Genomic DNA, 23665 nt, shown 5'->3' with positions numbered 1-23665 from the left:
TCATTAGTCAACAGTCAACAGTCAACAATGACGGACGGTGCAACCGGAATCGATATGACTAATTTGCAGCGGGCGGTTTCGGTTCTTGAATTTTCGTAACAGACTGCTGTTTCTTAAACCGATTAAAGCCGAAAACCGCAGCCGCAATTAACAGAAAATAAGGACTGTAAGCCAACAGCCAAATACCCAAACCAAACAAACCGAGCGTTAATTCACCCACAGAATGAGTCGCTTTCCCCCAAGTTTCCTGCACCCGCAAACCTAGAGAAGGTTCGGGAGTTTGTTGAGCCGATACTGCCGCTTGTAGAGTTAAGCTAATAGTCGAATAGGCTACTTGATTTCGCAAACTTTTTAACTGAGCGTCAATGCGTTCGATCGACTCCCGAATGTTGCTCAACTCTTGAGAAGCTTTGAGCACATCGCCTACAGAACCCGATCGCTCCATAATTTTTAACACCATTTCTTCCGATTTGCGGAGGTTCCGCAGTCTAGCCTCGCTGTCAACTAATTGCTCGGTAACATCCTCAGCCGTCAGAGAACGGTTCTCTACAGTTCCGAGTTTTGCCAAAGCCTCTAAAGTAGTTTCTAACCGTTCTTGAGGCACGCGAATCTCCACAGACGCCGTTTGGCGGACACTGGAATCCGGAGGCTTTTGATTTTGGAAACCCAAGATATCGCCTTGCTGTTTTTCGACAATATTAGTAACAGATTTAGTGGTGGCGTCAATAGATTTGACAACTACACTGAGTTCGGCTTTTTTAATCAGTTGGGGACGGGTTGCCGGAGTTTCTGCTGCTTTTTTTGGTACAGCAGCAGTTTTTGACCCTCCGGCTGCTGGCTCGGGTGCGGGTGCCGATTGTGGAGCCGATGCGGCAAGTTGGTTTTGACGGCTGCTGGGTGAAGCTAAGCTGGGTAAAGCTTCGCTGCGTGTAGCGTTGGGCGGTGGCTCTCCGCAGCTTGGCAAAGCAATGGCTGAAGATAAAGTTAAGAATGCCACCACAGCAAAGCGAGTTGTGCTGCTGTTGGTTTGGTTTGGGTTTGGCTTGTGCGGCGAGGGATTGGTTTTGAGGTGAGTTTTCATTGAGGGTTTGTCCTGTAAAAAAGCTTTGGGTATTGAATTTTAGGCGGATTTTAATTTAAGCTCGAATAGATAGCGTTAGTTTAGCCGATACCGAAATGGAAACGGTAGAGGTTGAATACTTTGGGATTTTTAACCGCAGATAAACGCTTCCGAACGCAGATGAAAGCCAATAAATATCGGTGTGATGACCGAAAACAATTTGGTCACAAGTCCCCGAATTCATCCGTGGAGCGAGAAAAAAGCTCCTCGCTCCCGCGAGCCAGCCCCCGGATTTATGAGCGAGGTCGCTTTATTCAATCTAAAATCTAAAATCTAAAATCGATGGATTCATCCGTGGAGCGAGAAAAAAGCTCCTCGGTTCCCATCGCCAGCCCCCGGATTTATGAGCGAGGTCGCTTTATTCAATCTAAAATCTAAAATCTAAAATCTAAAATCGATCGATCGCAACTAAAGCAACTCGGTTTCTGATACCGTTTAAAAAGGCTGATGGCGACAAATATTTTTCAAATCTAAAATCTAAAATCTAAAATCTAAAATCTAAAATCGAATGACAGATGAATTTGATAGTGATTTTATGCGATCGATCGCGGCTATCGATCGCCCCGAGGCCGCCTCAGCGCTTTCAAACTCAGCGGCTGCGGTCGTTTTGCGAGAACAAGCTTGCGATCGAATTCGCAAAGCCTTGCGTGCGGGGCAGCAGGACATGGCGGACTGGAAAGGCGGCCCCCTTGCTGTTTCAGCGGTTCCCGGGGCCGGGAAGTCTACGGGAATGGCTGCTGCGTCGGCAATTGCGATCGCCCGCAACCAGCTTCACAACCGCCGCCAGTTAATTGTCGTGACATTTACGCGATCGGCTGCTGCAAATATTAAAGCTAAAATCAGAGAAAGGTTAGCAGAATTATCTTTATCTCAAGGTGGTTTTGCCGTGCACACTTTGCACGGTTTAGCTTTAAATATTGCGATGCGCCATCCCGATTTGTCGGGTTTAAATTTAGAAAATTCGACTTTAGTCACTCCGACTCAAAGTCACCGATTAATTCGCACTTGTGTAGAACTTTGGATAGCCGAAAATCCCCGCAGATATCAAGTTTTGTTGGAAGGACAGCAATTCGACGGAGAGGAAACCGAGAGACTGCGGCGACAATCAGTTTTGCGAACCGAGATTTTGCCACAGTTAGCTAAAACTGTGATTCACGAAGCGAAATCTTCTGGTTTGTTTCCCGAACAGTTGTTAGAGATGAGCACTGTTAATTCTGGGGACGGTTATGAAATTTTAGCGGTAGCTGGGGGTTTATATCAAAAATATCAGGCTTTGTTGAGGAGCCGGGAATTCATCGATTACGACGAGATGATTTTAGCAGCTTTGCGCGTGTTGGAAAATCCGAAGGCGAGGGCGATCGAGCAAAAGCAAGTATTTGCCGTTTTTGAGGACGAAGCCCAGGATTCCACACCTTTGCAGACTCAGCTTTTGGAAACATTGGCGATCGATCCAGAGCGTCCTAACTCACCTCCCAATTTTATCAGAGTTGGCGACCCAAATCAAGCGATTAATTCTACTTTTACTCCGGCAGATCCCATTTATTTTAACAAATTTTGTGATGAGTGCGAAATCAAGAATAAGTTAGCGACAATGGACGGTGCAGGTCGCAGCACCAAGGTGATAATCGATGCAGCTAACTTTATGTTGCAATGGGTAAATGGCTTGGAATTAGCCAAAATAGAAAAACCTTTTCGCGACCAAACTATTAAGCCAGTACCCAGCGATGACCCCCAGCAAAATGCAAATCCCGCCCCCCTAGGTCGAGGCTTAGAATTGTATACTCCCCGCGATATTTACCAGACAGTTGAGTTAATTGGCAAGCGGGTAATTGAGTTAGTTGAGAAATTTTTACCAGCCGATTTTGAATGGGGAAGCAATGAGAAGAATATCGAGGCTGGGGGTGAAGCGAGCGATGGGGAAAATCGCCAAAAGTTGCCGTTAGAAAATCTTAAATCGATGGCTGTTTTGGTGCGAGAAAACAAACAAGGCAAGTTTATCAAAGAAGTGCTGGAAAATCCTCAAAAAAACGGATTAAGCTTTGATTTGCGCAAATACGGGATTAAAATTGAGGATGTGGGAGAGCGCGACCGACATTCTCAAGTACCTTGGGAAATCTTAACACTGCTGCAATTTCTCGATCGCCCGCACTCTCCCGACTACCTGAAAGCAGCATTAAAGATTTTGAGCGATCGGCAACTCATCCCCAAACAAGACTACAATGCTTTTGCCACCAGCCCAGAGCAATTTCTTTACCCAGGCCCGCTCGACCCGCAGCAGTCAGAACCAGTTCGCAAATGCCGCTATTTTTGCTGCAGTTTGCTGGAAGCTCGCTTAGAACTGCCACCCTACCAAATCATATCATTTTTAGCCTTAGCGCTGCAATACGATCAAACAGAATTAGCCACCGCCGACAAATTAGCAGAACGAGTAGCAATCCAAACAGCCGGCAACAATTCAATGAGCAATATTTTGGGTGTAATCAGCGAAATAGTCAGTTCCGAAAGATTTGAACCTGTCGATGCAGACGACAAAATAGAAGAACGCTACACCAGCAAAGGTCAACTCACAATTATTACCATGCACAAAGCCAAAGGATTAGATTGGGATTGCGTTTTTATCCCCTTTTTGCACGAACAAACCATCCCCGGAAATTTGCGAGTTATGCCGCAAGCTAGATTCTTAGGAGATTTCACATTATCCGAGGTAGCGAGAGCGCAAATTAGAGCGAGTTTGCACGAAAAATATCCTTTACCAAATCTGGGCGAAGCCTGGGAACAAGCAGATTATTTAAAAAAAGCAGAAGAGTTTAGATTGCTGTACGTGGCGATGACGCGAGCAAAAAGTTTACTGTGGATGTCGGCGGAAAAGAAAGGGCCTTTTAGTTGGAACAAACCGGAGAATTTGCAGGAGCAAAAACCCTGTCCGGTAATGCCTATTTTAAAACAGAGATTTCCAGGTAATGCGATATGGTAAATTTGGGATTAGTTACTAATAGAGATTTTTTTGAACGAACCGCGAAGACACGAAGGACGCGAAGAGAAGAGAATCTTTAGCAAAAAAACCTACTTCTAGGGGCAGGTTGAACTAAAAATATTGGTATAATGCCAACAGTCTCTATAAAAAACTTCTCCTTTCTTCCTTCGTGTTCTTCGCGTCTTCGCGGTTCGTTCAAAAAAATCTCATTCACAAATGAAATAGAATTGCTCTAGAGCAAAAATCGCTATGACCAACTCAGAAATTCGCACAGCTAACGTCACAGTTCCCAACGGAGATTTGCAAATCGCCGCTTACCTAGCTCAACCCGCAGCATCCGGGCAATTTCCCGCAGTTATTGTGATTCAAGAAATCTTTGGCGTCAACTCGCACATCCGCGAAGTTACAGAAAGAATAGCAAAAGAAGGATATGTGGCGATCGCCCCAGCCATTTACCAACGTCAAGCCCCCGGCTTTGAAACCGGCTACACACCCGAAGCCATCAAAATCGGCAGAGAATACAAAGAAAAAACCACAGCTTCCGAACTTCTCGGCGATATCCAAGCCACCATTGATTACCTCAAAACTCTACCCTCTGTCAAACAACAAGGTTTTGGCTGCATCGGTTTCTGCTTTGGAGGGCACGTCGCCTACCTCGCCGCTACTTTGCCCGAAATCAAGGCTACAGCGTCGTTCTACGGCGCCGGTATCGCCACCCTAACCCCTGGCGGCGGCACCCCCACGATCGCCCGCACAGCAGACATTAAAGGCACTCTCTACGCCTTTTTTGGCACTCAAGACCCCAGCATTCCCTCAGAACAAGTTGACCAAATCGCCGCCGAATTGCAAAAACACAGTATTTCTCACCGAATTTTCCGCTACAATGCCGATCACGGCTTCTTCTGCGACCACCGCGGCAGTTACGACGCTACGGCAGCAGCCGACTCGTGGAAGCAGGTGAAGCAGCTATTTCATCAGCAACTTCAACCAGCTTAGAGAGTGGGAGATAGGGAGATGGCGAGATGGGAAGATGGGAAGATGGGGAGAGTGGGAAAATTTTTCTACTGACAACAGACAACTAAATTACTGACAACTGACAACTAAACTGACATGAATTCCAAATCTACAGGTTCTCAAAGCGCAAAAGCATCCTTTTCAATGGATGATTTTGCTAAAGCCCTCGAACAGCACAATTACGAGTTCCAGAAGGGACAAGTAGTGCGCGGCAAAGTGTTCGAGTACGACTCAAACGGCGCGTATGTTGATATCGGCGGCAAGTCTTCGGCTTTTTTGCCGATCGAAGAGGCTGCTTTGAGAACAGTAACGGATTTGTCGGAAGTGGTTCCGCTGGACGAGGAACGGGACTTTTTGATTATCCGCGAACAAGATGCAGATGGCCAAGTTACCTTGTCTCTGCGACAGTTACAAATTCAGCAAGCTTGGGAAGATTTAATTGAATTGCAGGAAACCGGTAAAGTTCTTCAGGTGCGGGTTTCTGGCGCAAATAAGGGCGGCGTGACTGTAGATGTTCAGGGAATGCGCGGTTTTATTCCCCGATCGCACTTAGTGGAACGCGATAACATAGAATCGCTGATAGGTCAATCTTTGAGCGTGAATTTTTTGGAGGTCGATCGGGAGCGAGAAAAACTCGTACTTTCCCAGAGGATGGCAACTCAATCGAACGCCTTCAGGGATTTGCAAATCGGTCAGTTGGTCGAAGGAAAAGTCAGCAGCATCAAGCCTTTTGGCGTGTTTGTGGACTTAGAAGGAGTTAGCGGTTTGCTGCACATCAAGCAAGTCAGCCAAAAATACATTGATAACCTTGGAAAGCTCTTTGCTCCCGGTCAACCCCTGAAAGCACTGGTAGTTGACCTCGATGAAGGTCGCGGCCGGATTTCCCTTTCTACTCGCGTACTGGAAAATTACCCAGGGGAAATGGTCGATAAAATGGCGGATGTTATGGATACTGCAGAAGAGCGATCGGAACGTGCTCAAAAGACTCTTTCTTAAGTCTTGACGTAATTAGAACCCCATCTACCGGAAACAATAGGAATGTAGCTTTAACCGCAGATAAACGCCGATAAACACATATCAAATCCCATCCGCGTTCATCTGCTGATATCTGCGGTTAAAAAATCCCCATCTAACTAATATGCTTCCTTCTTGATTCCCCATCCACGGGAAACAATCATTCGGGTGCGACCGGAATCGATCTAACATGACTCGAACTTGTTTCACTCTCCACAGTTGCTTGCACTGGCCAAGAATTTTCCATCTCTAGTGTTTGTTTCGGCTGATAAACAGCCAAGTCGAACCAGAAAGTCGTACCCACATTAACTTCGCTAACTAAATTAATTTTAGTGTGGTGCTTGTCAATAATGTTTCTGACAATAGAAAGACCCAATCCCGTTCCTTCTAAAGTGTGTACTCGGTTTTCTACCCGGAAAAAGCGATCGAAAATTGCTTGTTGGTCTTCGGGATCTATGCCAATTCCAGTATCAGAAATCTCAACCCGCACTAGCGGAAAATGTCCGACATTCGGTGACAAGTTGTGACTCCCGGATTGGCCGTCTTTGTGGGTAGCCGCCTCCGACTCTAGCAAATACGCTCGAATTGCCACCTTGCCGCCGGGTTGCGTAAATTTTAAGGCATTTCCTACTAAATTTGCAAATACTTGCAGCAGCAAATCGTAGTGACCTAAAGCAGGTGGCAAATACGGGTCAACTTGTTGCTCTAATTCGATGCCTTTATCCTTAGCATTCAACTGATAAGTCCGCAGGGTTTGTTCTACAGCTTGCGGGAGGTCAACAGCGTCCAAGTGATAAACTCGGCAGGATTCGAGCCGCGACAAGTCTAACACGTCGTTAACTAAACGAGTTAGTCGATCGGTTTCTCGATTGGCAATTTCTAGGAATTCCCTGCGCTCGCTTTCTAGAAGGTCTTCTCCGTACTCGTGGAGAGTCTCGATAAAAGATTTGATATTAAATAAAGGCGTTCTCAATTCGTGAGAAACATTGCTGATAAAATTGCTTTTAGCCTCATTGAGTTCAACTTCGCGAGTGATGTCCTGCACTGTCATTGCAATGCCTTTGAGACTTTCCCGGTAATGTCCGGAACCTTGATGCTTGGAGGTTTGCTCGTAGAAAGTACACTCTACAGCTACCGGGCGTTGCGGCTCGGTACAGGTATCTTCCTCGTGGCGGACGCAGCTTCTGCACAGCGGTTCGGCACCGGGCGCTTTGTGCAGAATGACAGTAGTTAAAACAATCCGAATTGTACGGTTGACTGGTTCGCTCATCGAGATGCGAAATTCGCCGCCTTCGAGATCGCCCGCCACTATTTGGTGCAGGGGTCTGGCCAACTCCTGCTGCACTTCTGCAGGTAAAATGTTCAGAACATTGGCTCCGATCGCATTTTTGCCTTCCCATCCAAAAATCCGCTTCCCCGTCGGATTGACTAAAATTACCTGCAAATTTGCGTCCAGCAACAGCGCCCCGTCAGCAATAGTTGAAACCAAAGTTTCTAACTTCGCTTTTTCCGCTGTCAACTCTTCAATATTTTGTTCTTCATAACTTTCTAGTTTCTCGGCCATCTCGTTAAAACTGCCGATCAACTCGCCCAATTCTCCCCCTAAAGGCAGATCGACTCGCTGCTTAAAATCCCCACTGGCGATGTTTTTGACCCCGAAGACTAATTGTTTGATCGGCTGAGTAATTGTCAGAGCATTAAATACAGCCCCCAAAATTACCATCACCCAAATTGTGACGAATACTGCTAAAGTGACATCCCTAGTCAGATTTGAAGAGATAACTGCTGCGGGATTGGGGTTAATGCCGATCGCCAAAACTCCCAAATATTTGTCTTCATGAATTAACGGAACAAATACATCGGTAACTTCTCCATCTGGCGTCAAATGCTGCCGCACCAAAGGCAAAGAAGTTAAATTTCTCGCCTCAATATCGGCGAGAAAATTATCGGGAAGTTTGATCTGGCGGCGCAGCGTCAGGGAAGTTTGCACCTCGGATTCCGAAAAGGGTATCCCCAGGAAAATATCCCCCGCTTCGTCTGCGTAAAGCATATAGCGGACGCTGGAGGTGCTGCTGTAAAATTGGCGGGAAAAGCGGGCGACTTCGGAGCGATCGTTTTTGGCAATCAGCGGCGCCACATTTGCCGCCAATAGCAGGCCGAGGTCGCGACCGTAGCGAGTATCGTTAAGTCGGGCATCTTGCTGGATAGTATTCACGGCCCAGAATGTCAGGCCGCTCATAATTAACGACACTACGAGGGTAGCACCGGCCATCAGGCGGGTCTGGAGGGTAAAATCCGACCACCAGCGGGCAATAATTTCTCCGATTTTGTTTAGTATGGCCAGCATTTCACCAGTTCACCAGTTCAATATTAAAAGCAAGATCGATTCAGTTGGCTCCCGATCGAATTTTCTGCTGCGACTTGTCCGCTACCGCCACCGCAGAGATACCAAACTTCATTGTTACATTTCTACATTGAGATTGCTTCGCTTTCGGATGGCAGAAATAGGGCGCAATTCCTAATTTTTATCGCCCAGCGCTCGGCGGCCGATGTCCCGGCGGCAGTAGACGCCTTCAAATTGGATGCAATCAACTGCTGCATAAGCTTTGGAGATAGCTTGTTCCAAAGTTTCTCCCGTCGCAGTGACGCCCAAAACCCGGCCGCCGTCGCTCACCAACTGCTGCTGCTTCAAATGGGTGCCGGCGTGAAACACTTCTGCTCCTTTGGCTTCAGCTTCCTTGATACCTGTAATAACTTGGCCTTTTTGATAACTTCCAGGATAGCCCCCAGAAGCCAAAACTACGCACACAGAAGCCCCCGACTTCCAGCGAATAGAATATTCACCGAGACGCTGCTGACAGCACGCCAGCACCAAATCTTCCAAAGGAGTTTCCAGAAGCGACAAAACCGCTTGAGTTTCCGGGTCTCCGAAACGGCAGTTGAATTCTAAGACTTTGGGTTCTCCTTCGGGGGTAATCATTAAACCTGCGTAGAGTACACCCCGGTAGTCGATTTTGCGTTTTTGCAGTGCTGCGAGGGTGGGTTCGAGAATTTCTTCTTGAATCCTTTCCATGAGTTCCGGCGTGACAATGGGCGCTGGGGCGTAGGCTCCCATACCGCCGGTGTTGGCTCCCTTGTCGCCTTCGCCGATAGCTTTGTGGTCTTGGGCCGGCAGCAACGGTTCCACTGTGATGCCGTCGGTGAGGGCGAGAATCGAGACTTCTTGACCTGTTAAGAATTCTTCGATGACGACTCGGATGTTGTCGGTGCCGAATTCGCCTCGGAAAATTGTGTTGATGGCGCTGTGAGCCATTTTGACGGTGGTGGCAACGGTTACTCCTTTGCCTGATGCGAGTCCGTCTGCTTTGATGACTATTGGGGTTCCTTGTTCCAGAACGTATGCTTTGGCTGCTTCTGCGTCTGTAAATACGGCAGCTTTGGGCGTTGGGATGCCTGCTTCGAGCATCAATTCTTTGGCCCAGGATTTGCTGGATTCAATTTGGGCGCCGGCTTGGGTGGGACCGAAAATCATCATTTTTCGCTGTTGGAAATAGTCGGCGATGCCTAGCGATAGCGGCAATTCGGGGCCGACGATGACTAATCCGATGTTGTTGACCATCACAAAGCGTTCGATGCCTTGGAAGTCGTCAATGTTGAGCGACAGATTTTGACAGCCTTTGGTGGTAGCTGTGCCGCCGTTGCCCGGTACGCAGAATACTTGTTTAATCCGCGTAGATTCTAGCAGTTTTTTTGCGATCGCGTGTTCGCGACCTCCGTTTCCCACAACTAAAACTTTCACAGTATCCTCACCTATAAATTTTGTTCCCTGAATCTCTGATTTTCAGTGTTTGCACCTTTCTATCTGCTTTTTGCAGTGCTGTCAATTATGCCATGCTTGGCGATCGCCAATTGCTAGATGTGGCATTTTTCTGGAGGGGTGGGGCTCGTTCTCTGTTTCGCAACGGCTGAGATCGTGCAATAATTAAAGACTTTAGCCGCCCAATTTTTCTGGGTTCTGCCTCGATTTAATGATGCAATTAAAACTATTTTCTGGCTTTTAACTCTTCAATTACTGTAGTTCATCCGGGGACAAATAGCGATAAAATAGGCAGGTTGACTCTGCGGAATTTTACTCACATGAAATCAAATCAAACCGCTGCGAGTTCGTCTGCCAAATTTAAGCGGGTGGGCGTTGTCGGCGGCGGCCAGCTAGCTTCGATGATGGGGGATGCTGCTAGGGCGCTAGGTATTGAATTGTTAGTGCAAACTCCCCATGCTACTGACCCGGCAGTTTCTGTTGCTGCTGGTTCTGTTTTGGCGGCTGTTGATGATGTTTTGTCTACGGCTAAATTGGCGGATGGCTGCGATGTTATTACTTTTGAAAATGAGTTTGTGGATTTGGATGGTTTGCGGCCGCTAGAACGGCAAGGCGTGTTATTTCAGCCGAGTTTGTCGTCGCTTTCTCCTTTGTTGGATAAGTACGTTCAACGCTGTTATTTACAAGGTTTGGGTTTGCCAACTCCGAGGTTTTGGGAATGGGATTGCAGCGCGGATTTGCCCCCGGAATTGTTTAAGGCGGTGGCGATCGACTTTCCGGCAATTTCTGGTTCCGACAGCGTGCAGATTGAAGCAGACTCGAATGCTGGACCGATCGACTTTCCCTTTGTCGTCAAAGTTCGCCGCCACGGTTATGACGGCCAAGGTACTTTTATTGTTAAGGATCGGGGGAGTCTTGAGTCAATTCGTGCTAAGCTCAAGGGTCAGTCTTTGCTAGTGGAAGAGTTTGTGCCGTTCGATCGCGAGTTGGCTGTAATTGCAGCTCGATCGGCAACTGGAGAAATTGCGATTTATCCGATCGTAGAAACCCAACAGCAAAATCAAGTTTGCCGCCTGGTGATTGCACCTGCTGATATTAGTTTAGAGGTGAAAACAGAAGCTAGTGCGATCGCCCGCACTCTCCTCAACAGTTTGCAAGCTGTCGGCGTATTCGGCATTGAATTATTTTTAACCACCGACAATAAGCTGTTAGTCAATGAAATTGCACCCCGCACCCACAACTCGGGACATTTTACCATCGATGCCTGCGAAACTTCACAATTTGAACAGCATTTGCGCGCAGTTTGTCAACTGCCTTTAGGCAATTCGGATCTGAAATGTGCAGGCGCTGTCATGGTAAATTTGCTCGGCTACGAGTCGGCTGAGTCCGATTATTTAGCCCAACGAAAACAACTGGCACAAATCAGCGGTGCTTTTGTACATTGGTATGGTAAGAAAGTATCGCGTCCCGGTCGCAAACTCGGTCACGTTACAGTTGTACTCGACGCGGACAAGGTGGCTCAGGGGCGATCGCCAGCACTGGCGATCGCTCAAACCGTAGAATCCATCTGGTATGCAAGTTAAATTGCTCGAAGCTTGCCAAAATCGGGTTAGTTGGTATATATTAAATAAAGGTTCTACTGCGACGTTGGTGACTGCCAATAATGTTTTTTTGATCTATAACTCTTAACTCTAGGGAATCAAGATGTTCGCGCAGCAGTAAACTGGGCTTGTACCCAGAAACTTTAAGCACGGGCCACGGTACCCACCTGGTAGAATACCAGGTCAAAAGCTGAGGTAAGACGGCGTTGCGGGGAGCCATTATAATTTTGATTGAGATAGGCGCTGTGAAATATGGCTAGCCTATTTTTTTGTTTAATTGGGAATTGGTAATTGGGAATTGGGCATTGGGCATTGGGAATTGGGAATTGGGAATTGGGCATTGGGAATTGGGCATTGGTTATTGATTACTGATTATTAGTTTCGATCGCAAATAACTGCTGACTACTGACTAATGACTACTGACTAATGACTAATGACTACTGACTAATGACTAATGACTACTGACTAATGACTACTGACTAATGACTACTGACTAATGACTACTGACTAATGACTACTGACTAATGACTAATGACTAATGACTAATGACTTCTTCTCAACCTTCCCGTACCATCCAGACAAGCATGGACAAAATTGTCTCGACAGGCGGAAACGGATAGTCCCTGACATCAATAGTAACAATTTGCCCTTCGAGTTTCATAAATCTCCAAGCAGTGCCGCTAGTTACTGAACCGTAAATAGTCGGAATTGGGTTATTGTTGGCTTCATTAAATCTTTGAGCCGCCACCATTTCAGCGATGCACTGCCCCAAACCGCTGTTGATGTTATCTCGCTTAGCTTCTACCAGCACAACCGCAGGTGCTTCTATCTCAAATTGTTCGGGAGACCGGCTGATTAAAAAGCCGCAAACTCCATTTAATCCCGCCGCGATATCGACTGTGAAATCAGTACCTGAAAATACGCTGATTTGGTGGTTCAGCAACCGTTTGACTTCCAAAAGCGCGGGAGCGATAATTAGTTCTGATTTGGCTTTTTCCGTTCCTACTGCGATCGCCCAGGGCACTGTATCTTCCAACAAACCTGCTAAAATGGGACTGGGGGCGATCGGCTCGACTTCCGGCAAAAAGCGCCCGCCTTCAACTGCCGTCAATCCGAAGCTTTGCTTAACCTTTCGCAGTGTAAAATCGCTGTATGCCATGATTTTGATTTCAAATTTAATAAACTGCTACATCAATAAAATTGGTGCTTTTCAATGTTCTACAGTGAATTTACACTCAGAAAAGCTAAACGCGATTTTGACTTAACCACAGTAGAAGCAGGGCGATTCCTGCCGCAAACCGACCCAATCGCTCCTAGTTTATATTTGATGGAATCGCTAATTGAAGGACTGCCCCTGGCTACAGCTACTGGTTCTGAAAAAGCGCGATCGGAACTGATTATTAGTCCTATTTTAGTCGAAGTCAGAAAAATTTTGCAACGGCAAGTGAGTCTATTTTCGGGAGAAGATTTTACCGTAGAACCGGAATTAGGATTGAGCGGAGTTTGCGATTTTTTAATCAGTCGCTCTCCCGAACAAATATTGATTGAAGCGCCTGCTGTTGTCATCGTTGAAGCGAAAAAAGCTGATTTAAAAGTTGGGTTGGGACAGTGCGCGGCCCAAATGGTGGCGGCTCAAAAGTTTAATGAAATTAACAATATCCCGATCGCCACAATTTACGGAAGTGTCAGCAGCGGTACTGTTTGGAGATTTCTGAAGTTGGAGTCAAAAACTCTGACAATTGACCTCAATGACTATCCTGTACCCCCGGTGGAACCGTTGCTGGGGATGTTGGTTTGGATGGTTCGCGACGGTTAGGGCGATCGGCTGTTAACTAAAATTTTAAAACCTAAGTGGCAAGAAACCAAGGTGATGACATTGGTGCCGCTATGTGAGGTTATACCATTTGACATTTTAGATTAAAGAATTGAAGAATTGGGAATGACTGAGGACTAAGCTGTTGTGCATTTAAATTGTATATTTCGAGTCCCGATCAAAAATCGTCAAATCCTCTCCCCCTCTCCCCTTCACCCCCTCTCCCTCTCTAATACCATAGGCAATCTAGATGCAACACAGCTTACCAGGCTTTGGAGTACGGGCCTACAGTTGCATTCTTTTTTGAAACAGGTATTAAATAGAAAAAATTGTCAAATTCTCTCCCCATCGGACCCTCTCCCCAACTCCCAACCCCCAAATCTCCCCATCGGACTCTCTCTCCAACTCCCAAGCCGCAAATCGACCTTGCAGAAAGTAGCAAAAACGTGATAGGGTAGAACCTTGTGTCCAAATAACACCAGTCCATGCCAAAACTCAAAACTCGCAAAGCAGCCGCAAAGCGCTTTAGAGCGACCGGCAGCGGTAAAATTGTGCGCCGTAAAGCTTACAAAAGCCACTTGCTACAGCACAAAAGTTCAGCTCGCAAAAGCCGTCTATCTAAGCTGGTCGTCATCGACGAAACCAACGATGCTAACGTGCGGTTAATGCTTCCATACTTGTAAAGTTTAACGGAAATTAAAGATGACACGGGTAAAACGCGGTAATGTCGCCAGAGCGCGCCGCAAAAAAATTCTCAAATTAGCCAAGGGTTTCCGAGGCTCACAGTCGAAACAGTTCCGCACAGCTAACCAACGGGTGATGCAAGCCCTGCGTAACGGTTATCGCGATCGCAAAAAACGCAAACGCGATTTCCGCCGCCTGTGGATTGCTCGGATCAATGCCGCATCGCGCCAGCACGGCACGAGCTACAGCAGACTGATCGGCAACATGAAGAAAGCCAACATCGAAATCAACCGCAAAATGCTGGCACAAATGGCCATCATTGACCCGGCAACATTCGGTAAAGTTGTGGAAATGGCCAATCGAGCCGGAGCGTGAAAGTTCGCTGCATTTTTCAGAATGCAGAAAGCAGAAGTAAGAAAGATTTAACTGTCTGCCAGAGAAGGAAAACTCCTGATAAATCTAGGAGGTTGAGACCAAATTTCCTTCTTTGTTCTTACTTCTGAATTCTGGCTTTTTCAGAAATCGCGATCGGGCCGGTCGATCGCTCTTTCCTTGTTTTTTATACAGTTGCAGAGGCAAATCTCAGAGATTGCTAGCGCCTTAAAATAAATAAAACATTCCCCAGACCTACCTAATTTTAAGAAAAACATGGATAGTAATTTGCTCATTGTTTACCTGTCAGTCCTGCTCGCTATACTCGGCAGCACTTCCTGGTTTGTGGTGCGCCAGATTCTCAAAACTCGGAAGCTGGAAATGTCTCTCGAACGCTTAGAAAATAAGCTGACTATAGAAAAAGGAACAGCACAGGAATACTACGAATTAGGAAGTATCTATCTAGATAAGAAGCTTTACTCCCAGGCGATCGTACTGTTTCAAAAAGCCCTGAAAGCCAAAGACTTAGAAGGCGAAGAAAATCAAGCCGTTATTTACAACGCTCTCGGTTTTGCACACTTCGGGCAAGAACAGTACGACATCGCGATCCGCCAGTACAAAGAAGCCCTGAAGTTGCAGCCAGAATACGTTACCTGTCTCAACAATCTGGGTCACGCCTACGAGCGCAAGAAATTAACAGCTCAAGCCTTGGAAATGTACGAACAAGCTCTCGCCTGCGATCCAGACAATGCGACTGCCAAACAGCGAGTAGAGTCGCTCCGGAAGCGTTTGGTAATCTATAATTGAGCGCCCATGTTAGGAGCAATACAGATCCCGCAAACCTGGTTTCATTCAGAAACCGGGTTTTTTCTTCCCATAGTCCAAGATACTAAACTATCCAACACATTAATGCGTTAGTTTTTAAGAACAGGAATTCCGAGTCAATCTCGATCGCACACCGTCCCAGCACTTTAAATTACTGTCAAGATAAAAGTAGTACCTGCAACGCCGGTCAGTCCTAAACAATAGAAGGAGGAGAACATAGTGACATCAATTCTCGTTGTCGAAGATTCTTGGTTGACTCGCAAAGTAATCTGCAAAATGCTGCGAGCTGAAGGATACGAAATTTTGGAAGCATCCAGCGGGCCTGAAGCTCTAGAACTGGTCGGCACTAAAGCCCCAAATTGTATGCTCTTAGATCTGCTGATGCCGGAAATGGAAGGTCGGGAAGTCCTGCAGGCCATGCGCGATAGAGGATATAAAATTCCAGTCATCGTAATTACCGCAGACATCCAAGCAACTACCCAATCCGAGTGCATGGAACTCGGAGCCCTGGCAGTCATTCACAAAATGCCGAACTCAGACGAACTGATCGGGTGGATCAAAAAAGCTCTCAGTGCCAGCCAGGAGAGCACCCAATGAAATTAACCGCTCGACAGCTCGATGCTTTGCAGGAACTCGTCAACATCGGTATAGGTCAAGCTGCAGGGATTTTGAACGACATGATCGACTCCCCGATTCGCTTGCAAATTCCCTACGTTCAAATCCTAACTCCTCACGACGTGAAAGAAGTGTTAGAGGAGCACCTCAACGGCGAGCAAATCGCCGCCGTCCAGCTAAAATTCACAGGATCCTTTGGAGGCCTTGCCCAGCTAGTCTTTCCCACCGACAGCGCGGCTATGCTCGTGACGATGCTCACAGGGGAAGAAGCTGGAACTCACGATCTCGATTCAGTCAAAATAGGTACCCTCAGTGAAGTGGGAAATATAGTAATTAATGGGGTCATGGGTGCAATCAGCAATTTACTTCAGCAGCGCCTGAACTACTCAATTCCCAATTATACCGAAGGCACGATCGCTACTTTGCTGACATCTGGCGGCTTAGGTACTGATACAGTTGTTTTATTAGCCCAGACGACTTTCATGATTGAAAGGCTTCAGATTGAAGGAGATATCATCCTCATTTTCAATGTCAGTTCCTTTGATACCTTGTTGGCTGCTATCAATCAACTTGCCGGGGGTCTATGATTGAGGAGAAGAAAACAATTGAGGAAAAGTTTGGAGTTCTTGACAGCGTACCAGTCGGCGCTTGCCTGCTGCGAGATGATTTTGTGGTGCTGTTTTGGAATACCTGTCTCGAAGACTGGACGAAAATTCCCCGCGACGAAATTTTGGGAACAAAGATCACAACTTTTTTTCCTCACCTGAGCCAGCTAAAGTACGCAAATCGCTTCCAGCAAATCTTTGCAGGAGGCCCGCCAACAATTTTTTCTTCTCAAATTCACAAACACCTGATTCCGGCAACTTGGCAAGACAGCCTGCAGCGCATCCAGCAAACTACTGTGACTGCTGTTCCTGCACTCTCACCGGGCCCTGCAGAACAGGATATTCCTGACTTGGTTCGATCGACTCTTGAGTTGGAACCAGAAGGTATGCTGCCAGAACCAGAAGCTGTTGATGACGCATCGCCCTCAAACTTGAGGAGTTCAGCTTCGCCTTACGGCTTTGTGCCATCAAACTGCCAATCGTTTTACGCCTTGTTGGTGATTCAAGACGTGACCGACCTCACCCACCGCATCCAAGCTTACCGCACCATGCGGGATCAAGCTTTGGAAGAAGTGCAAGTGCGTCAGCGGGTCGAGGAAGAATTGCGGTCGAGCCAGCATTTCATCCAGCAGATTGCTGACGCGGCGCCTTATTTGCTCTACATCTACGATTTGACCGAACAGCGGAACGTCTACGTCAACGGTCAAGCTTCTAATTTGCTGGGCTACACTCCCCAAGAAATTTTACAGATGCAAACTGCTTTGTACTCGAGTTTGGTGTACCCAGAAGATTTGCCGAGGCTCAAAGCCCACCAGCAAAAATTTCCCTCGGCCCAAGACGGGCATATTTTGGAGTTGGACTATCGGCTCAAACATCGATCGGGCCAATGGCGCTGGTTCCGCGCCCGCGATCAAGTGTTCGCCCGCACAGCCGACGGCTGGCCCAAACAAATTTTCGGCACCGCTCAAGATATCACCGAGTACAAGCGGGCAGAAGAGGCGCTGCGGCAGCAGAACGAGCGAGAACTGCTGATGGCGACGATTACTCAGCACATCCGCCAGTCTCTGGATTTGGGCGAGGTGCTCAGGACGACAGTGACCGAAGTGCGCCACTTCCTTCAGGCCGATCGAGTGATGATCGTCCGCTTCAACCCCTGTACGGACACTTTCTGCCTCTCGCCGGCGACGGGGGCGGTAACCGTGGAATCTGTAGCTCCCAACTGCAAGCCGATGTTGGGGGAAACCCTGGAAAATTTCTGTTTTGACGAATTCTATCACGAAGCGTACCGACATCGGGCGATCCGACCGATCGCCGATGTCTTGGCCGCGGATTTGCCGCAATATCAAATTGACTTGCTCGCACAATTCGCCGTGAGAGCTTATTTGGTAGTGCCTTTAGTGCAAGGAGAGGAGTTGTGGGGGCTGCTGATGGCCCACCAGTGCAGTCCCCGGCAGTGGATGCAGTTGGAAGTAGAGTTGCTGTCTTCTCTGGCCACCCAGTTGGCGATCGCCATCAAGCAAGCAGAACTATACCAGCAGTTGCAAGCGGCCAACCTCAAGTTAGAGCGCTTGGCCACTTTAGATGAACTCACGCAGCTAGCAAACCGCCGCCGATTCGATCAGTATTTAGAAACCGAGTGGCGCAGACAAGCGCGGGAACAAACGCCTCTGTCCCTGATTCTCTGCGATATTGATTCTTTTAAAAGTTACAACGATACCTACGGGCACCCAGGGGGAGACGAATGTTTGCGGCAAGTCGCCGGGGCGATCGGCAGTGCAGTCAATCGCCCCGCCGATTTAGTAGCTCGCTACGGAGGCGAAGAATTTGCCGTTATTTTGCCAAATACCGCGATTCAAGGCGCCGTGAAGGTAGCCGAACACATACAGCTCAAAATCGCAGCTTTGCAGCTTCCTCACGCTGGTTCTCTGGTCAGCCGCTGCGTCACTCTCAGTCTGGGCGTAGCGAGTATTGTTCCTGCATCTGAATCGGGACCGGAAATTCTGATTGCCGCAGCCGATCAAGCGCTGTATCAAGCTAAACGACTTGGGCGCGATCGTATCGAACTTTACCAGCCCGACCCTGCTGCTGGCAAGCCGAACGGGACAGCCGCTTCCATGCTTCCTGTAGATTTTTCTATACCCAATACTAATTTGCCCTCTCCCACAAGCGCTTGAGGAATTTCCATATTTGTGGATTCCGAGTAGTTATACCAGCCCGCAAAAAGAATGCCACTGTAGGCCCGTGCTCCAAACCCCGATCGAGCGTTTATCAGATAGATGAGGTACCATAACAGCAGCGTGCAAACAAGTTCCAAAGATCTTGTGAGAAACTTGGCTGAATGCAAACTCTATCGCCTTTCCTAATTGTTGATAATTTGTCGTTTTGATAGAACCGAGAATATTTTTAAATTTTGACTATAAATTCTCAATGAGTGAGAAATCCGGTGAATAGGGCGATAAGTATATTAATTTCCCCTAATTTTTTGATTGATTTATCTACTTATTTTCCCATATGTGTACTACAATTTTTCCTCACTACACAAACCGCTTTCCACAGTTTCGGTACTGGTTTTCGGAGAATAAAATCCTCAAATGTAATGGCATCAGTTTCCCCTATAAAATTAACTGATGTTAGGAATTACTAGGCCGATATAGCTCCAATTATTGAGATCAAATCCGGGTAATATCATGTCCGGTCGATTACCCTGATTCCTGTAGGGGCGGGTTCACCAATAATATTTGCCAAAAACGAACAATCTCACAAACCCGCCCCGGCAATTGTATTATGGGCGATCGATCGGACATGATATAATTAGTTATCGTCAACATCGGTTTTATGCCGCTAATGGTAGCAGGTTAATCCGAAGAGTAAAACTTTGTTGTTTAAGCGGAACTTCGTGCTTGGTGAGTGTATTGTTCACCTCTGAGATATAGTGTGTGTAGAACGGTGATTGAGCTGGCGGCTATGGGTAAGAGCCAGAATGGGGATATTTTTAAGAGTTTGACCTGGTGGAGATGGGTAGATTTCATGATTGTCCAGGTGTGTAATGATTATCTCGTGAATTTACACTCCTGGAGTGGTTAAATTATAGTTGGGCGTCTTGATAGTCCCTGGATTCACCAACGACGCCGCGCCCAGCGGGTATTCCGCCAAATGAAAATAAATAAGGCTCCGGAAACTAAGGCTCCCAGATTCCACTTGACTGAGTTTTTTAATAATTCTAAACGCTGAACATTCAGAGTAGCTTGAGCTTCAGCTTTCATCTTACTCTCGCCTTGAGCGATGTATTCTGAAACTTTCTTTTTGACCTCGGTTAATTGCTGGGAATCTTTCAGATTTGGTATGCGCCCTTCCCTGTCGAGACGGCCCAACAGTTGCGCTATTTGTTCTTTCGTTGTCGTTTTGGCAATAGCATCGTTAACCTGTTGAATTTGTTGTAGGCGTTGGTCAACCTGAGTGGTAATTTCTGCTTGATACTGTCGGTCAATTTGCAGGGTGTTAGCCACGCTCCAAGGAATGAGCAGGAAATATAATAAGCCAACGAACAAGGTGAGCCAGGATAATATTTTTAATAGGGAAATTTCCCATTTGTAGCGGTAATTTTCCTTACCATAAAATACTAATGCTAATCCAACTAAGGATAAGGGAACTCGTTCAACCAGTTGTCCCATGGCTTGAAATTCCCAGAGGCGATTCATTAAGTTGAGAGGGATAAAGATGACAATTAAGTCGAACAATGCGAAGACTAAAAGACCATAGCCTATCCAGCGGAGGAGAATCATTGAGTCTAAGAGGTTGAGACTAAACTCCTCTAATCCTTCCACGGTTTTCATCCATTGAGGATTAGAAGCGGATGGGCTGGATGGGGATTGATTGGCGTCAGGTTGATTCATAAGCTTAGGATTGAGTTGGGTGGGATAGAGGAGCCAATGCTTTGCATGGAAAGATCAAACCCCTTCATCAGGATTGAGTTGAAGGGGTGATTAGGGTGTTTTTCTAGTAGTAGATTAGGTTTGTGATTGGGCTTTTTTGAACCCTTTTGAATGCTTTCGTTTAAGCAAAGCTCCACCACCTAAAGCCATAAGTGAGCCAAAGATAGTGAGGGGTTCTGGGACTACAGCCGGGCCAGGGTCGGGAATAATGGTAGTAAATTTGGGATCAGGCGTCTTATCGCCCTTGATATTCGCCAGAACTGCGGCGCCGGAACTAATCAAGAAGCTACCTCCTCCACCCAGAGCTGCTCCAATACCAGTACCCAGCCCAGGTACAGTACTGCCAACAGCAGCACCTTTTAAAGCGCCTTTTGCAGTCACTCCTGCAACAACTAATCCCTTGGCAATAAATTTCCAATTTAGACTTCCTTGTGACACAACAAAGGGCTGATCAAAAATTTCAGCTAATGTCATGTTATCCAGGGAAGGTCCAAAAACTAGACCTTCATTACTCCTCGAAACAGCCACTTCTAATGGTGATAAACCGGACTCAGAAGATGGATCTGAGGGACTGCCTAGCTGAATCATTGTGTAATCCATTCGCCCCACATCTCCTACATTGACATCCGTAGGGAAAACTGTAGTCAGATCGAGCTCAACTGAGTCGCTAATACCAAGAGTCTCAGCCAGGGCATCGAGATCCGAACTTGTTAGTATGCTAAAAAATTGATTTCCCCCAAAAGACAAAACTCCAGGAATAACAGTTGTATTCCCTAAGATAACGTTGTTAATATCAACAACTTTTCCCGGGAATGCAGAAGTCGATGTGAATGTAGCCCCGCCAGCAAAAAGAACTGTAGATTCTGGAGAGCTAAGGGCATTTGAAATTAATGTAGGAGCTAGATCAATCTCCATTCCACCAGAAGCTATACGCACAGTGTCAATGATAAAAAGATCCTGTGTAGCCAACGTAAAAGCAAGCGCATCTGCACCGCACAGTGTTGTTAATAGAATACTTGTAGGCAACACTGCGTTCAAACTAAACTTTCCTATCATCTTTTCCTCCTATTTGGGGAATAATTTTTTATAGTAAATACCCCTTCTATAGCCCCGCTCGTCTAAAGGTTTAAGGTGTATTACTGAAAAGTCAAGAGAACTAGAACTAAGCGTAAAGTCTGGGCGTTTTTCGCTCCTACTTAACTTCTTGTACCCACCCTACACACATCTTCAACAACAAGATTCTGTGAAGTTCCATCTTCACAGAATCTTTATAAGATTAAGCAATGTAAACACTTATGCACGTAAAGAATAATTAAGTGTTATTTTTATTGGTACTTAAGCCTGCAAAGCTTACCCTACAACAGAAAAAGCTGTAGCTAGCTAAAAACAAAGAAAACTAGCCACAGTTATTTTACAAAACTTCAAACAGCCGCCCTCCTGTAACCACGAGATTTCGTTATACAAATAATTTAAATTTATACTTTGTTCCGACAGGTCAAATGTTAAGCTTCATGAAACCTTTATAAAGGGGAAATGCCGAGTCCGTAATTTCACGGGGTGACAACCCCCCTCATTTGCCCCGCCTGTGGCGGATTTACCCGACTCGCAGCTCAAAAAAGATGGGGTCGAAATTGTTAAGTGGCCCCATCTAACAATAATGTTCCCTCAATTCGCCCATCCAATCGACGCCGTTGTTGGGCGAAGTTAATTCTAAAAGTCTTTTTTTTACCACAGAGAAACACAGATGAGTTAACGGCTTCTGTTTAAGACAAATTACCAATTAGAGACTTTTGCAAGCGGTTGAATCTCAAAAAAAAGCAAAAGCGATCGCCCTTTTTCTGTCACAGGGCGAACGCCTATCACATTATTTTTTAGTAAGCAAACGCTTGATAAACCTCAACTTCCGGCTTCTCTTCCAGGGATTCCACAATCGGATTAAAGCGCAATAAATGGCGGGCGCGTTCCGAAAGAGTATCGAAGGAAGCACGGGGAATGTGAATGCAAACCTCCGGGCGATTTAACCAGCGCCGGCTGTAGCCAATCACCACCATCGGGCGCGGTATTTCCGTGCGGTTAGGAGTGCCTCGGTGAAGCCCCCGCACATCGCGGATCATCACATCTCCCGCTTGCATCAAAACCGGCTCTAACTCGATCTCACCCGACTCCAGGCGCTGCAACCCTTCCCCCTTGGAGATCGTGTGCGTGCCCCGCACCACCTCAAAGGGGCCATTTTCCAGCGTCATATCCACCAGTGGGAAGTTAACCGCTAGTTGGAATGGCGGCGTTTCTCTCCCAGTTTCCGGGAAAAGCGGCGGCGCATCCCGGTGCACCTCTTGATAGTCAGAACCCAGCAACGGCGTGTCTGTCGCCAACTGGCACATCACCGCATCTTCGCCCACCAAACGCTCAACCAGTGCTAGCACATCCTCATCTTCATAAATACTGGGATCGGCAAAGGGAGCGTTGAAAGGAAGGGTAACATAATAACGAGCTGGGCCGCGATTGCGAAGTTTACCTTCGCGCTCGATATGATCGTGTAGCAAGGGCGCAAAAGCTTCGCGCCAAACCTTCAGTGTTGCGGTGGAAAAGTGATCGCGCAACACACAATAGCCATCGTTCAATACCGTTTGGGCGAACGATTCAATTTGTTGTTGATTATACCGTTGTTGCTTCATATTTTAATTTTTAGCATTTCATTCGGCTTTTGTGGTGGCGTAGAAAGCTAAAATTGCTGATTTTAATAAATTGTTACGGAACAGCTAACTCAGCATTTTATTGCTAAGTATTATCCCTGATTGTAATTTTTAAACCGAGGGTGCCGGTATTCGTGCTTATTTTATTCAAATTAGATAAAGCTGATTTTAATAAATTGTTGCGGAACAGCTAACTCAGCATTTTATTGCTAAGTATTATCCCTGATTGTATTTTTTAAACCGAGGGTGCCGGTATTCGTGCTTATTTTATTCAAATTAGATAAAAATCCTGATGCGCTTAACAGCGACCAGAGCTATATTAAATGCTAAGTCGCCAATCTTTAGAAGCTGCGGACCGCTTCCTGGAGAACAGGCGATTGTAAATACGCTTTCTCAGCTTTCTCCGTTCCCAAATTCACAGGACAGGCTAGGATATCTTCTAAGTAGTGTTTCACGCGGAAGAATTGAAATAGCCCGCAGGGTCGATCGAGCTTGCCTAAAACGTTTACATTAGACCTCTTGCAAAAATAACTAGGACGGGCAAGATGCCCATCCCACAAGAGTTATTTTTTCTTGTGGGATGGGC

Annotated in this window: 18 protein-coding genes and 1 other RNA gene; 12 read left to right on the top strand and 7 right to left on the bottom strand. The window is 46.7% G+C overall.

What is annotated here, in order from left to right:
* Positions 1-58 precede the first annotated feature (58 nt).
* Complete coding sequence (locus QUB61_RS25430) at positions 59-1081, bottom strand: DUF4349 domain-containing protein (RefSeq protein WP_333132966.1); 1023 nt, start codon at positions 1079-1081, stop codon at positions 59-61.
* 547 nt (positions 1082-1628) lie between these two features.
* On the opposite strand from QUB61_RS25430, the gene QUB61_RS25425 reads away from it, so the two are divergent.
* From QUB61_RS25425 to QUB61_RS25415, 3 genes are all read left to right on the top strand, one after another.
* On the top strand, positions 1629-4094 hold the full coding sequence (locus QUB61_RS25425; protein WP_333132965.1) for an ATP-dependent helicase: 2466 nt from the start codon (positions 1629-1631) through the stop codon (positions 4092-4094).
* A 249-nt stretch (positions 4095-4343) separates the two neighbouring features.
* Positions 4344-5090 carry a dienelactone hydrolase family protein gene (locus tag QUB61_RS25420; RefSeq protein WP_333132964.1) on the top strand — a complete coding sequence of 249 codons (747 nt, stop codon included), beginning with the start codon at positions 4344-4346 and terminating at the stop codon, positions 5088-5090.
* 114 nt (positions 5091-5204) lie between these two features.
* The gene (locus tag QUB61_RS25415; RefSeq protein WP_333132963.1) at positions 5205-6104 is read left to right on the top strand and encodes a S1 RNA-binding domain-containing protein; all 900 of its coding nucleotides are present in this window, start codon (positions 5205-5207) and stop codon (positions 6102-6104) included.
* Between the two features lie 178 nt (positions 6105-6282).
* Here QUB61_RS25415 and QUB61_RS25410 read toward each other — a convergent pair whose 3' ends face one another.
* Positions 6283-8469 (bottom strand): ATP-binding protein, encoded by a 2187-nt coding sequence (locus QUB61_RS25410; protein ID WP_333132962.1) that lies wholly within the window; start codon positions 8467-8469, stop codon positions 6283-6285.
* 171 nt (positions 8470-8640) lie between these two features.
* Positions 8641-9921 carry a phosphoribosylamine--glycine ligase gene (gene purD, locus QUB61_RS25405; RefSeq protein ID WP_333132961.1) on the bottom strand — a complete coding sequence of 427 codons (1281 nt, stop codon included), beginning with the start codon at positions 9919-9921 and terminating at the stop codon, positions 8641-8643.
* Positions 9922-10259: 338 nt separating this feature from the next.
* Between purD and QUB61_RS25400 the strand changes: the two genes are divergently transcribed.
* Both QUB61_RS25400 and ssrS read left to right on the top strand, forming a co-directional pair.
* Positions 10260-11522, top strand: coding sequence for a 5-(carboxyamino)imidazole ribonucleotide synthase (locus QUB61_RS25400; protein ID WP_333132960.1), 1263 nt, complete (start codon positions 10260-10262; stop codon positions 11520-11522).
* 50 nt (positions 11523-11572) lie between these two features.
* Positions 11573-11759: non-coding RNA, 6S RNA (gene ssrS, locus QUB61_RS25395), on the top strand.
* Between the two features lie 337 nt (positions 11760-12096).
* Here the strand turns inward: ssrS and QUB61_RS25390 are convergent.
* Complete coding sequence (locus QUB61_RS25390) at positions 12097-12699, bottom strand: hypothetical protein (protein ID WP_333132959.1); 603 nt, start codon at positions 12697-12699, stop codon at positions 12097-12099.
* A 54-nt stretch (positions 12700-12753) separates the two neighbouring features.
* Between QUB61_RS25390 and QUB61_RS25385 the strand changes: the two genes are divergently transcribed.
* The 7 genes from QUB61_RS25385 to QUB61_RS25355 all read left to right on the top strand — a co-directional run bounded on the left by QUB61_RS25385 (position 12754) and on the right by QUB61_RS25355 (position 18628).
* Entirely contained in the window at positions 12754-13356 is a 603-nt protein-coding gene (locus tag QUB61_RS25385) for a hypothetical protein (protein WP_333132958.1), read from the top strand.
* A 482-nt stretch (positions 13357-13838) separates the two neighbouring features.
* Positions 13839-14036, top strand: coding sequence for a 50S ribosomal protein L35 (gene rpmI, locus QUB61_RS25380; protein ID WP_006634164.1), 198 nt, complete (start codon positions 13839-13841; stop codon positions 14034-14036).
* Positions 14037-14055: 19 nt separating this feature from the next.
* Positions 14056-14412 carry a 50S ribosomal protein L20 gene (gene rplT / locus QUB61_RS25375; RefSeq protein ID WP_333132957.1) on the top strand — a complete coding sequence of 119 codons (357 nt, stop codon included), beginning with the start codon at positions 14056-14058 and terminating at the stop codon, positions 14410-14412.
* A gap of 273 nt (positions 14413-14685) precedes the next feature.
* Entirely contained in the window at positions 14686-15216 is a 531-nt protein-coding gene (locus tag QUB61_RS25370; protein ID WP_332953103.1) for a tetratricopeptide repeat protein, read from the top strand.
* 237 nt (positions 15217-15453) lie between these two features.
* Positions 15454-15831: a response regulator gene (locus QUB61_RS25365; protein WP_333132956.1), complete on the top strand. Its 378-nt coding sequence runs from the start codon at positions 15454-15456 to the stop codon at positions 15829-15831.
* Complete coding sequence (locus QUB61_RS25360) at positions 15828-16436, top strand: chemotaxis protein CheC (protein ID WP_332953100.1); 609 nt, start codon at positions 15828-15830, stop codon at positions 16434-16436. Before QUB61_RS25365 ends, QUB61_RS25360 begins: the two co-directional genes overlap by 4 nt.
* Positions 16433-18628 carry a diguanylate cyclase domain-containing protein gene (locus tag QUB61_RS25355; protein WP_333132955.1) on the top strand — a complete coding sequence of 732 codons (2196 nt, stop codon included), beginning with the start codon at positions 16433-16435 and terminating at the stop codon, positions 18626-18628. The genes QUB61_RS25360 and QUB61_RS25355 overlap by 4 nt, the downstream gene beginning before the upstream one ends.
* 942 nt (positions 18629-19570) lie before the next feature.
* Here QUB61_RS25355 and hpsJ-A read toward each other — a convergent pair.
* The 3 genes from hpsJ-A to QUB61_RS25340 all read right to left on the bottom strand — a co-directional run bounded on the left by hpsJ-A (position 19571) and on the right by QUB61_RS25340 (position 23061).
* A complete protein-coding gene (gene hpsJ-A, locus QUB61_RS25350) occupies positions 19571-20347 on the bottom strand; it encodes an HpsJ-like protein, cyanoexosortase A-associated (RefSeq protein ID WP_333132954.1) in 777 nt (258 codons plus the stop codon).
* Positions 20348-20461: 114 nt separating this feature from the next.
* Positions 20462-21442, bottom strand: a complete 981-nt coding sequence (locus QUB61_RS25345) for a PEP-CTERM sorting domain-containing protein (protein ID WP_333132953.1) — start codon at positions 21440-21442, stop codon at positions 20462-20464.
* A gap of 815 nt (positions 21443-22257) precedes the next feature.
* Positions 22258-23061, bottom strand: coding sequence for a phytanoyl-CoA dioxygenase family protein (locus tag QUB61_RS25340; protein ID WP_333132952.1), 804 nt, complete (start codon positions 23059-23061; stop codon positions 22258-22260).
* Positions 23062-23665: the final 604 nt, after the last annotated feature.

The organism is Microcoleus sp. C2D2, from assembly GCF_036702495.1.
Lineage (GTDB): Bacteria > Cyanobacteriota > Cyanobacteriia > Cyanobacteriales > Microcoleaceae > Microcoleus.
Note: the sequence above shows the minus strand (reverse complement) of the source record. Positions and strands in the feature narration are given on the sequence as shown.